Here is a 10,802-nt window from a genome sequence, read left to right as displayed (position 1 = left end):
GAGAGGCGAGCACCCGGTCACAGGCCGCCCGGCGCAGCTGCACGGGGCGGCTGCTGCTACGTGATGTCCTTGGCGACCTGGTCGATGGCCCGGTTGACGCTCTGCCGGGTCTGCTGCCCCAGCCGGTCAACCGTCTTGAAGAAGTACGGCTTGGCCGGCTGCTGCACCCACACGTCGTGGCCGAACACCGGGTGCCGCCATCGGGGCTTGACGCCCTCCATGTAGCTCTGGAGGGACTTTTCCTTGTCGGGCATCTTCCGGCCGTCCACGCGGATACGGACACCTGCGTCCTTGCCAGACGTCCGCACCTCGAGCTTCACGGCCTTGGACATGCGGCCGCGCAGCCCGGACGCCGTGTACCGGCGCTTCGAGGGGATCTCCCGGATCGCCTTGCGCACCGCCGGCACCATCGGCTTCGCCGCCTCCCGGAGCTCCTTGGAGAATCGTTTCTTCAACTCCGGGTCGTTCATGCGGCGCAGCTCGGAAGCGATCCGCTTCAGCTCCTTGCCCGTGCGCAGTTCCAGCCCTGCAACCATGAACCCTCCCTTGATGATGATCAAGTTGACCGGGTATACGCCCGGTGGGAGCATCCGGCAGAACAGGCCGGAAATCTGGGGGGATGAGAGATGGCCAGCAAGTCGAGAGCCAAGACGATCGAGCGCTGCCGGCACTGCGACCAGGACGTGAATCCCGTCGTGAAAGACGGCTGGGTCAGCGTGCTCATGTGGGTCGTGCTGTGGGCGCTCGCCTCGCTCGCAGCGTGTCTCGTCGCCGCGATGCACACCTTCTCCGACGACACCGTGCACGGGGCCGCGGGCATCGTGCTGTGGCCGGTCGCGATCGCCCGGACCGGATGGGCTCACCCCGACGCGTTCGCCGTGCTGCTCGCGTTCGTCGTCTTCCTGGTCGTGGGTGGGGCGGCTGGGAAGGCGAACGAGACCGCTGAGCGGAACGCGCGCTGTCCCGAGTGCGGTCTGCGGCTCGGTGAGCCGCAGACCGCCGACGCCTCCTAGTCGTCGACGTCGTACTCCTTCGCGAGCTGGTCGCAGAGTTCTGCGAGCACGTCGAACTCGTCCAGCGTCAGGGCGCCGACGTCGGCTGGGGTGTACTTGAAACGGTAGGCGAGGGCACCGAGGTACTCCCAGTACCGTCGTTCGGGGTCGTCCCACTGTGGCCAGAGGCCGGCGTAGGGTCCGGCCCCGCCCCCACCGCGTCATCACCCGCGGCCGCTGCCTCGGCCTGGGCCTCGCCCTCCGGAGCGCCGGGTTCGACGATTTCCACTTCGATGTCCGCGTAGTCCACCGTGTCCAGGTCGCTGTACCGCAGCGCCTCCCCGGCGCGCTTCTTGGCCAGGTAGATGAGGTACGCGGTCGCGTCCGGGTCGGCGTCGTCGAGCGCCGCGAACCACCTGGGGGGTGTGAACCCGGTGAAGGTCTTCAGCTCTCGCGCTTCGGCGAGCAGCAGTCGCTGGGCGTCGACGTCGTAGACGGCGCCCTGAACGGTCAGCTTGATGATCACAGTGCGCTGTCCTTCGAAATGATGCGGACCTGAATAGGGGGGTTGACCTCGTCGTCGTAGGCCTCGAAATCCGTGCTCATCTCGACGATGTCGGGGCCGCCGACGTTCGGCGCCGCCGTCTTGATCTTGGTGGCGGGGAGAATGATCTCCAGGAGCTCCGGCTGCCCGGACTCGATCGCCTCGCCCTCCAGCGTCAGCACGAGCGGCATGGTCGCGTTGGCGACGAACTGGTCGTACAACTCCGTCTTCGAGAACTCGGCGTTGAGGCTGCCGGTGATGGTGGGGGTGTCGTTCTCCAACTGCTCGGCCTTGAGGCCGCCGTTGGAGATGCCGAACCGCTCCGTGGCCATGGGCGCCTCACCGGACACCGACACCTCGGTGACGACGGTGGCGATCGCCTGCGCGCCGGTCACCGTGGTCTTTCCGGACGATGTGGCGGCGGTGCCGCCCAGCTTGAGGGACGCCCCAGCGAAGGAGAAAACGTGCGCGCCGGCCGGGTATGCGGCGGCGGCGAGCGGCTTCGTGGTGTCCTCGTCGCGGCCGTCGACCGTGAGCTTGAGGGTGGGGATGCCGTTGTCGGAGACGGTGAGTTCCCACTGGCTCACCTTGCAGCCGGAGTACGTGAACGGGCGGACGATGCCCGTCGCCGGCTCCGGCCGGCCCACCTGCACCGTGAGGCCCTTGCCGCGGAAGTCGCCCGGGACGTGGACCTGCTCGTAGGCGTCGCCGTCAGCGACCTGCACCGGGGTGGCGTTGGAGGCGAGGGCGTGCTTCCACCACAGGCCCATGCCGCGGGTGGAGTGCTCCATGGTGACGTCGCCGGACACCGAGCGGCGGGAGATGCTGACCCGGCTGGCCCGCTTGTACTTGCGGCCCGCGCCGAGCCCCGTCGGCTCGAGGAAGCTGGGGTCGAGCTTGAGGGACTCGTCGTTGAACTCGTAGGCCTTCGTGGGGGTCACGCTGGTGCCCCACACGGATTCCTCCGCTACGACCAGCTGGGCATCCAGCCCGGATCCGGTAGGCATCAGCTGTCGCCGCCCTTCTCTTCAGCAGCAACCGCCGGGGTGGCGGTCTTCTTGGCGCGGGCCGGCGGTGCTTCGACGGCCCACTGCGACTTGGGGAAGGCACGCTCGTGGCCGTCCGCGCCGCAGACGTAGGCGTCGTCGGTCTCCGTCATGGGTCCGGCGACGGTGATGACCTGCCCGGCGTCGACGGGCAGGCTCTGGGGGCTCCCGGGGGGCGCGTACAGGTGCACGGCCTCCCCGAGGTTGCGCAGGCGTACGGCGCCCATGGGGTTCTCCTTGCTGGGGGTCAGATACGGGTTGGGAGGGTGGCGAGGGTGAATGCCAGCCGGCCTTCGATGCCCTTGTCGGTCTGCGGCGCGCTGAAGGCGGTCTCGGTGATGCTGCACACCGTTGGCGGGGGCAGGCCAAGGGACGGATCAGCCCGCACGACGGCCTCGGCCTCGGCGAAGATGGCGAACGCGCGGTCCCGCAGCGGCTTGACGGCGGTGGACCCCCTCCGCACGAGGATTGCGCAGGTCAGCTGGATCTCCTCGTTCTTCGCGCGAGCGCCCAGGCCTGCCCACGTCTGCGTGGTCGACGCGACGTTGGCCTCACCCTCCGGGTCGCCGTCGTAGCCGACGAACAGCCACTCGGCGGCCGCGGAGTTACTGACGAGGGGCCCGTCCACGATCTTCACGCCGGCCAGGCCCGGCGCGGCAGTGAGGCGGGCCAGGTAGTTGTCAATCAACTCAGGTACACGGGAGGGGGCAGTCACGATGGGACCTCCTGCTCTTGCTGGGATCGCCAGGAGAGAAAGTTCTTGGCGTAGACCCCGCCGTAGGCGAATGCGGAGACCAGGAAGCCCCACTGATGCGTAGTGACGGCGTAGACGAGCCACAGCGCTTGGGCGCCAAGGCCGATGGCCCATCCGAGAGCGCGTCGACGCCCGGCGAAGTAGAGGCCGGTGATGCCCACGGCAGTGAGGGCCCACGACCACCAGCCCATCTACGCCACCACCGGGGTGGGCGCGCCCAGGAGTTCGGCCGCGCGGTTCGGGATGGCGTATCCGGCCGGGACCACGACGTCGCCGGCGTAGACAGCGCCGGCGCGGCCGCGCTGCGTCTCCCACAGGTGCTGGATGACGATCAGCGCCGCCAGCTTCTCGCCCGGCCGTGGCACCGCGGGCCCGGCCGTATAGGTGAACTCCAGGGCGCCCACCAGTGCCGGGCCGGACAGGCTACGCACCAGCCCGGACGGGCTGACGCGCAGCCGGGACGTGTCCCACTCCTGTCCGCTGTCCACGCCGACCACCGAGACCAGGTCGACGACGGGGGTGTGGGACAGCCGAAGCACCGATCCCCCGGCGGTGACCTGTTCGGTGAACTCCCGGCGCTCGATGACCTCGTGCTTGTGCTCCTCGAGGGCGCTGGTGGCAGCGTCCGCGTACAGCATCAGCTCGGTGTCATCGTCCGTGTCGTCCACGTTGTTCAGCTGCGCCTTGACCTCGGCGAGCGTGACGATGGCCATGCGTCAGTCCTGCGCGGCCTGGTACTGCTCGTACACGCTGTCGGGGATCTTGCCGCGGGCGGGCACGTCGACGCCGTTCTCGGCCGCCCACGCCCGTACGGCCTTCGCGTCCGGCCGCGGCGCCGGCTCCGGCTCCGGTTCGGGGGCCTGCTCCGGCTCCGACTCGGCGTCCTCGGGGGCGGCCTCGGTGTCGTCGGGAGCGACGCTCGCGCGCATCGTCTGGGCCATGGCCCCTTCCGGCTCCCCGCCCGAGTCGTCACCCGGCTCCCCCGCGTCCTCGACGTCGTAGTCGACGTGGAGCGGCATGAACATGTGCTCGCGGCCGGTCAGCAGCGCGTGCCCGGCCCGCACGGTCGTCTTCCCGGCCGTCAGGATGATGGTGCGCCCGCCGTGGATCACGGACGCGCTCACCTTCGCGACGAGGATCTCTCCTGCCATCGCAGGCTCCTTTCATGAGGGCGGGCCCCGGCCGTGTGGCCGGGGCCCGGCGCGGATCAGGCGGGGCTGACGACGTTCAGGGCGCGCAGCGCCTGCGGGACGAGGATCTTGGAGTTGTTGCCCCAGTAGGCGTAGATGCCGCGCTGGCCGGTCGGGCGGCCGTTCGGCCCGAACAGGTGCGGGACGAGCTCGATGCTCATGCCGATGCGGTCGACGATGAGGAAGCCCCGCTTGTAGTCGCCGAACAGCAGCACCAGGTTGTTCCCGCCGCCGCTGGGTGCGATCGAGTCCTTCATCGAGGACAGCTCACGGGCGGCGTAGCCGGCCAGCTCCGGCGGCATGCCCGCACCGAGCCGCGCCCACAGGTCGTTGGACAGGCCGCCCATGGTGGCTGCGACGGACTTGATCCGGTTGTAGATGCTCTTGTTCCCGAGCCACGACGCGCGGGCCCGGAAGCGGGGCGCCAGCGACTCCTCGACGGCGTATACGTCGTCGGGGACGCTGAGGGTGCCGGTCGCAGCGGAGGCGACACGGCGGTTCGACGGCAGGGTGCCGATGATGCCGCCCGCGTTCGTACCGGAGCCGTCACCGAGAACGAACGAAGTCGCCTCCTCGGTGTCCTTGGCGTCCTGGAGCAGCATGGTGATCTCGGAGCGCATCGCGTTCCACGACCGCTCGATCTCCACGCTGAACGGCACGAAGCCCTGGACACGCTGCGTGACGACCTTGGGCTGAGCGAGGGTCGGCGACGAGTCGGGGGCCTCGTCGTTCTCCGCGCCACGCGTGACGGTGACGCCGGCGGAGGTGACGCCGTCCCACTCCTTGCCGACGATCTGCTCGATCCGCGCGACCTCCCGCAGCGGGTTGATCGTGCCATCGCTCGTCAGGATGACGGTGGGGTCCAGCTGGAACGGGACCGCGAAGCCACCGTTCGCGTCGACACCGAGCTGCAGCGCGCGGGACTCCTCCGCGGTGAGCCCGTTCTGCGACAGCGCGGTGATCATCTTGCCGAAAGCGCGGTTGTAGACGGGGCTGCCGGTCTGGAGCATGCGCCGCGCGAGCGTGCCGTGCTCGTCGTCGATGGTCTCCACCAGGTAGGCCGCGCGGGTCTGCGCGTCCTCCCGGGACTCCATGCCCGGGAACTGCGCCAGCTCGATCGCGCGCATCGCCCGGTCCCGGTAGATGCCCGGCAGGTCCTCCAGGCTGCGCGCCTGCGAGCGGGCCTCGGTCAGGTCGTAGATGTCCCGGGTGGTGATGACCGCCGGGCCGCGGCCGCCGCCGAAGCCGACCGACGTGGCGGCGACCCGCTCGGTCGCGGTCGGGTTGTCGAGCACGGCACGCAGCTGCGCGCTGCGCCGCTCGGACTCCTCGATGGCGCGGGCGTGAGCGGTGTTCTCCTCCAGGAGCCCGTCCCACTCGGTCTGGATCTCCTCGGGCATCGTCGCGCCCGAGTATTCACCCTCGATCTCCTGGAGCCGCGCCCGGATCTCGCTCTGGCGCGCAGCGCGCTCTTCGACCGTCATGCGGTCGTCCATGGTTCCCTCCCGGGATGTGCTGGTCTGGGTGGTCACCGAGTGCGTTCGCGGCTCGGTCGCGGCTCCGTGCGTGGTCTCGGTCCTGCCGGTGGCGGCTCCAGTGCTGGGGGCGGCTGGAGTGCCGGTGGCGGGCTCGGTCCGGCCCGAAGTGCTACTGCTCGTGGTGCTGCCGGCGGCGGTGCTTGTTGTGCTGCCGCCGGAAGTCGTCGTGGGGCTGGTCGGCCAGTCGGCGGGGATCAGCGCCTGGAGGCCGAGGGCGTGGGCGCGCTTGACGATGTGCGCGCGGATCTGGTCGTGGGATCCCGAGCTGCGGCCGACGGCTTGGATGGCGGCTTCGAGGTCCTGGCGGCCGTGCATCTCCAGCGGCCGGACGGGATACGAGCCGTCTTCCATCGCCCAGCCCTCCGCGGCCGCGTAGGCGCGGGCCTCGGTGTTCAGGTCGGCGGCGTTGGGGGTGTCGATGTTGCCCCGGTCGGCGGCGGCGCCGTCCGCTCGCACGCCGACGATCTCGGCGTCGTGGTAGGCGGGGATCGGGGTGGGCCCGTACTCGATCAGCGCGATCTCCTGCCGCGTGACCAGCGTCAGGTCACCGGCCCGCGCCGGCAGGTAGGGGCCCTTCGGGTCGGACTTGATGAACCGTCCGGTGAAGGACTGCCCGGTGATGTCCCCGTTGCGGATCGCCTCGAGGACGTCGTCCGCCAGCTGCGTCTTGTTGTACCGGGTGACGGTGAGCAGGCCGCGCCCGTCGGGCCGGACCTCCAGCGGCGTACCGATCGGCACCGAGCCCTTCTCCGACGGGGTGCCGTGCAGGGTGCGGGCGTGGTTGTAGAACACCCCGAAGCGGCCGGCGCGCTCCTTCAGCGTCTTGTCGAACGCGCTGCGGGAGATCTGCTCCTGGTAGTGGCCGTCCTGGTCGCGGATCTCGGCGGGGCTGTCGAAGACGGCGGCGTACGCGGTCACGGTGCGGCCGTCCCCGCCCGCCCGGATGGCGATGTCGTCCAGCGCGAACACGCGCGAGTAGAGCTGTCCGGTCACGGGCCGGCTCCTTCCATTTTCGGCATGGGCTGGACGCCGTCCGAGGGGCGCTGCAGCTGCACGGAGGTCAGGCCCGTGTGCTGGAGCCTGGACCAGTCCTGGTTCATGACCGCGTCGATCGCGGACTTGGCGGTGAACCCGTCCCTGACGAGGGCGGTGATCGTGGAGGCTTCCTTCTGCGCGATCGCGGCTCGGTCTCCGGCGTCCTCCCGCATGAACGCGACGGCCTTGGTGTCGAACCAGAGGCTCGCGCCATCGCCAGGCGGTGTCAGGAGGGGTTCCAGGCTGGCGGCCGCGTTGCTCCACAGGTGCTGCATGGTGCCGTCCGCGAAGCGGCGGCGCGCCGCACTGAAGTTGCCAGCGTTCAGACTTGACCCCTGGAGGCCTTCGGAGAACCCGACCCACGATGGCGGGACGCCGGCTGCGGCGGCGAGCCGGGACTCGCCCTTGCCCTGCGTCGCAGCGAAGTCGAGCTCGCGGAAGTCCTTACCGATGACCTTCGCGTCGGCGCCGCCGCCCAGGTACAGGGTTTTGTACGCGTTCCAGGCGCCCTTGTGCTCGGCCTCCATGAGCTCCTTGAAGTCGCGGACCTGCTTCAGCGACACCGACGGGTCGAACTTGATCGCCATGTTCGGCGTGGCCGCGTTCGTCAGAAAGCGGGCCTTGTGCTCGGTGGCGAGGGAGTCGCCCTGCATCTCCCGGATGACGGGGGTGATCCACGACTGTCCGAGGAAGTGGAAGTCGGGGTCGGGCAGCGGCGCGTAGTGCGCGATCCGGCCCTCGCTGCCGTCGATGGGGAAGAACTTCATCGGCCCGGACGGCGGGTCGTAGACGTGCCCGACGACTTCGACGTCCGCCGCCTCGGACGGGTGGTTGGCGTTCTCCTTCGAGCCGAGGACGACGATGACCCAGTCCGGGCGCAGCCGGTTCAGCCGGTCCGCCTTCGTGCGGCGAATGTAGGAGTTCCCGGCGAGGGAGGCGTCGACCTCCATGCGGGCGAGCAGGTCCCCGGTGGTGCCGCCCGGCCACGGCCGCTCCAGCACCCCCAGCTCGGTCGACCCGAACAGGCGGGTGGGCTGCCCGGCTTCGAAGCGTGTCCACTGGAACCGCACCTGGGAGAACACCTGCAGCCTGGCGACGACCAGGGCGAACACGGGCCCGTTGCTCTTGAACGCCGCCGACGAGGTGAGCGCGATCTGTTCCTCGTTGATCGCGTTCATCGTCGTCTGAACCATCGGATAGTTCAGACCGCCGAACGTGAAGAACTGCGCCCACTCATCCAGCCCCAGCGGGGCACTGTCCCGCCGGCGCGCACCGGAACCCATGGCGGCGGACACGCGGTCAAGCAGACCCACGGCGCGCCTCCTGCCATCCGACCTTCACCGCGGTCCCGGCCCACGCCACCGCCAGCCACAGCAGGCCGCAGGCCTTCGCCGTCAGCCAGCCGAGCCCGAACAGCAGCCCGGCCACCGCGGTCAGCACCGTCCGCCAGAACCGGACCTTCCGCGCCTGCTCGGTGATCTCGTCGAACGCGTCAGGGTCAACCCACACCGCCACCGGCGCCGCCCACCTCTCCTGTCGTCATCGGATGAAGAAGGGCTCCACCGGCTCGGCCACCCCGAACGCGGCATGTCCGTGCCGGGCGAGCGTGACCGCCACCAGCGGGGAGATGTCGTCCTGGCTGTTGCGGCGCGACCACGCCCACGCCTCCGCGAGCGGCCGTGTCGCCGCCCCTTCCACGGCCTTGTTCAGCGGGCCCTGGTCGGGGTGCCGGAAGCGGCCGTTGGTGACGTCATCGGTGAACGCCCCGCAGGCCTGCGCGTACTCGCGCGAGCCGACCAGCTGGAGCCGCCACTCCCCGCCGGCCGGCTCGACCTTGAAGCCGCGCTCGTTCAGAGCCTTCTCCAGCGAGCCAGCCGGGCTCGAGGGATCCAGCACCAGCACGCACGGCCGCCACTTCTTCGCCAGGTCCACCAGCCGGTCGACGACCCATCCCGTCCCGGGCCGGTGGTCGACGAGCTCACCGTGGACCAGGCCGTCCGCGCGCCGACCGCCCATCGCGATCGCGGACATCGAACGGTCCGGAGTGATGTCCACGGCCATGGCCACCGGGTCCTGCACCATCGACCCCGCGTCCGCGCACGCCTTCCACGCGTCCGCGCTGATAGGCACCAGCCCGCCGACCGGCTCGTCCCACCAGCCCATGTGCTCGCGGGCGAACTCTGCCGGCGGCAACGCCCGCCGAAACGACGCCATCGTGACCGGGCTGATCCTGCGCCCCAGCTGGGGGTTCGCCATCGCCCAGAACTCCGGCCGGTCGCAACCGCAGCCGACAGCGTCCAGGGCGTGCGTGCACTTCACGCCGTTCCGGCAGGCCTCCGCCGGCGGCGGCGCGCACCACTCGAAGTACGCCAGCCGCGCATCCTGCCCGGCCCGGCCGCGGTCCCGGATCCCGCGCAGCACCACCGACTCCGCCAGGCCCGCCGACGACCCGTACACGACCTGCGGGTCCGGGCGGGCACCGAGCGTCGGCAGCAGCGCACCCATGTGCATCGGCTGCAACGCGAACGCCTCGTCCAGCATGACCTTGTCGCCGGACAGGCCGCGGCCGCCGCCCTTCGTCCGCGCCTTGAAGATCAGCCTGCGGTCGCCGTGGAGCTCGATCGCCTCATCGCCGTTGCCGCGGTGGATGTGCTTCACCCGCCGCGACAGATACGACGACGACTCGATCAGCTGCTCCATGTCCCGGAACGACTCCTGCGCCGTCCGGAACTCGTGCGCCGACCAGACGATCAGCCGCTCCTCGGTGACGAAAAGCCAGCCGAGCGCCATCTGCTTCATCGTGCCGGTCTTCAGGTTCTGCCGGCCCACCACCGCGGCGACCTCGAACGAGGCCGACTTACCCCGCTTGTCGATGGCGAACGTCGCATCAAGGATCAGCTGCTGCTCAGGATCCGGCGCGAACCCGGCCAGCCGCGACAGGTCTGCGACCTCCGGGCCCAGCGTGCTGTGCCACTCCGGCTCGCTGCGGTAGGCCGGCTCAACCAGAACGCTTGCGGTCACGCCGCGCCCGCAGTTCGTCGACCGGGTCCACGGCCTCCCCCGCGCCCTCGAGGGCGCCGGCCAGCGCGGCCCGGAACTCGCGGACCATCGCCGCCAGCGACGAGCCGGTCTCCGCACTGTTCGCGTCGATCCGCCGGGCCAGGACCAGCACCGCCTGGCCGGCCGCCGTACGGTCCCGGCCCACCGCGGCGAGCTCGCCGCGCGCGGCCGCCGCGAGCGACTCAGTGCCGTCTTCGCGTTGCACCGGCGGCTGTGACGTTACGGGGGCCGGCTGTTCGCCTTCGGCGGGCCGCCGGTGGGCACGCATCCGGCACCGGTCCGAGCAGAACCGCGCCGTCGTCCGCTTCGCCTCGAAGGACTCGCCGCAGGCCTCGCAACACTTCTTCACGCCCGACCCCCTTTCCTACCGGTGCGCCCCAAAAGATGTTGGAAAGAAGGGAGTTGTTCGGGTTGACACCCAACTACCGTGCTGTCACTATTAGTTCCACAGGCAGAACGGAGCCACCGGGAACGGAACACCGACCGGGTCAGGCTCGAAGCCCCAAGAACTCAAGATCCCCACCGCAGGGCCTCTCCGGTTAATTCCGGAGGGGCCCTTGTTACGTTGCCGAAAATCCCAGGGAGAGAAATCCTGAAGGGGGGCGGGGTCAGTGGGCGCCATGATCACGTGGCGACCCCACCC

Annotated in this window: 14 protein-coding genes; 1 reads left to right on the top strand and 13 read right to left on the bottom strand. The window is 70.2% G+C overall.

Going from position 1 to position 10,802, the window contains the following annotated elements:
* Positions 1 to 56: 56 nt before the first annotated feature.
* Positions 57 to 536: a hypothetical protein gene (locus ACIP4X_RS18035; protein ID WP_401349252.1), complete on the bottom strand. Its 480-nt coding sequence runs from the start codon at positions 534 to 536 to the stop codon at positions 57 to 59.
* Between the two features lie 90 nt (positions 537 to 626).
* On the opposite strand from ACIP4X_RS18035, the gene ACIP4X_RS18030 reads away from it, so the two are divergent.
* Positions 627 to 1,013: a hypothetical protein gene (locus ACIP4X_RS18030; RefSeq protein WP_401349249.1), complete on the top strand. Its 387-nt coding sequence runs from the start codon at positions 627 to 629 to the stop codon at positions 1,011 to 1,013.
* A 67-nt stretch (positions 1,014 to 1,080) separates the two neighbouring features.
* Here ACIP4X_RS18030 and ACIP4X_RS18025 read toward each other — a convergent pair whose 3' ends face one another.
* Genes ACIP4X_RS18025 through ACIP4X_RS17970 form a run of 12 tightly spaced genes read right to left on the bottom strand, consistent with a single transcriptional unit; the run spans position 1,081 to position 10,364 of the window.
* Positions 1,081 to 1,518 carry a hypothetical protein gene (locus ACIP4X_RS18025; RefSeq protein WP_401349246.1) on the bottom strand — a complete coding sequence of 146 codons (438 nt, stop codon included), beginning with the start codon at positions 1,516 to 1,518 and terminating at the stop codon, positions 1,081 to 1,083.
* Entirely contained in the window at positions 1,515 to 2,543 is a 1,029-nt protein-coding gene (locus ACIP4X_RS18020; protein WP_401349243.1) for a phage tail tube protein, read from the bottom strand. Before ACIP4X_RS18020 ends, ACIP4X_RS18025 begins: the two co-directional genes overlap by 4 nt.
* Positions 2,543 to 2,809 carry a hypothetical protein gene (locus tag ACIP4X_RS18015; RefSeq protein WP_401349240.1) on the bottom strand — a complete coding sequence of 89 codons (267 nt, stop codon included), beginning with the start codon at positions 2,807 to 2,809 and terminating at the stop codon, positions 2,543 to 2,545. Before ACIP4X_RS18015 ends, ACIP4X_RS18020 begins: the two co-directional genes overlap by 1 nt.
* Before the next feature lie 20 nt (positions 2,810 to 2,829).
* Positions 2,830 to 3,297, bottom strand: coding sequence for a hypothetical protein (locus ACIP4X_RS18010; protein WP_401349237.1), 468 nt, complete (start codon positions 3,295 to 3,297; stop codon positions 2,830 to 2,832).
* Positions 3,294 to 3,497, bottom strand: a complete 204-nt coding sequence (locus ACIP4X_RS18005; protein WP_401349234.1) for a hypothetical protein — start codon at positions 3,495 to 3,497, stop codon at positions 3,294 to 3,296. The genes ACIP4X_RS18010 and ACIP4X_RS18005 overlap by 4 nt, the downstream gene beginning before the upstream one ends.
* A gap of 30 nt (positions 3,498 to 3,527) precedes the next feature.
* Positions 3,528 to 4,049, bottom strand: a complete 522-nt coding sequence (locus ACIP4X_RS18000) for a hypothetical protein (RefSeq protein WP_401349231.1) — start codon at positions 4,047 to 4,049, stop codon at positions 3,528 to 3,530.
* Positions 4,050 to 4,052: 3 nt separating this feature from the next.
* A complete protein-coding gene (locus tag ACIP4X_RS17995; protein ID WP_401349228.1) occupies positions 4,053 to 4,487 on the bottom strand; it encodes a histone-like nucleoid-structuring protein Lsr2 in 435 nt (144 codons plus the stop codon).
* 56 nt (positions 4,488 to 4,543) lie between these two features.
* Positions 4,544 to 7,033, bottom strand: a complete 2,490-nt coding sequence (locus tag ACIP4X_RS17990; protein WP_401349328.1) for a phage major capsid protein — start codon at positions 7,031 to 7,033, stop codon at positions 4,544 to 4,546.
* Between the two features lie 20 nt (positions 7,034 to 7,053).
* Entirely contained in the window at positions 7,054 to 8,412 is a 1,359-nt protein-coding gene (locus ACIP4X_RS17985; RefSeq protein ID WP_401349225.1) for a phage portal protein, read from the bottom strand.
* A complete protein-coding gene (locus tag ACIP4X_RS17980; protein ID WP_401349222.1) occupies positions 8,399 to 8,614 on the bottom strand; it encodes a hypothetical protein in 216 nt (71 codons plus the stop codon). The genes ACIP4X_RS17985 and ACIP4X_RS17980 overlap by 14 nt, the downstream gene beginning before the upstream one ends.
* A gap of 24 nt (positions 8,615 to 8,638) precedes the next feature.
* Positions 8,639 to 10,120, bottom strand: coding sequence for a terminase (locus ACIP4X_RS17975; protein ID WP_401349219.1), 1,482 nt, complete (start codon positions 10,118 to 10,120; stop codon positions 8,639 to 8,641).
* A complete protein-coding gene (locus ACIP4X_RS17970; protein WP_401349216.1) occupies positions 10,098 to 10,364 on the bottom strand; it encodes a hypothetical protein in 267 nt (88 codons plus the stop codon). The genes ACIP4X_RS17975 and ACIP4X_RS17970 overlap by 23 nt, the downstream gene beginning before the upstream one ends.
* Between the last annotated feature and the right edge of the window lie 438 nt (positions 10,365 to 10,802).

This window comes from Streptomyces sp. NPDC088817 (genome assembly GCF_044750345.1).
Taxonomy (GTDB): Bacteria; Actinomycetota; Actinomycetes; order Streptomycetales; family Streptomycetaceae; genus Streptomyces.
This window is presented reverse-complemented; position numbering and strand designations above follow the sequence as displayed.

Bases quoted from the DNA above. Each gene is read 5' to 3' on its own strand.
- ACIP4X_RS18035 (WP_401349252.1), bottom strand. From the start codon at position 536: ATGGTTGCAGGGCTGGAACTGCGCACGGGCAAGGAGCTGAAGCGGATC.
- ACIP4X_RS18030 (WP_401349249.1), top strand. From the start codon at position 627: ATGGCCAGCAAGTCGAGAGCCAAGACGATCGAGCGCTGCCGGCACTGC.
- ACIP4X_RS18020 (WP_401349243.1), bottom strand. From the start codon at position 2,543: ATGCCTACCGGATCCGGGCTGGATGCCCAGCTGGTCGTAGCGGAGGAA.
- ACIP4X_RS18015 (WP_401349240.1), bottom strand. From the start codon at position 2,809: ATGGGCGCCGTACGCCTGCGCAACCTCGGGGAGGCCGTGCACCTGTAC.
- ACIP4X_RS18000 (WP_401349231.1), bottom strand. From the start codon at position 4,049: ATGGCCATCGTCACGCTCGCCGAGGTCAAGGCGCAGCTGAACAACGTG.
- ACIP4X_RS17995 (WP_401349228.1), bottom strand. From the start codon at position 4,487: ATGGCAGGAGAGATCCTCGTCGCGAAGGTGAGCGCGTCCGTGATCCAC.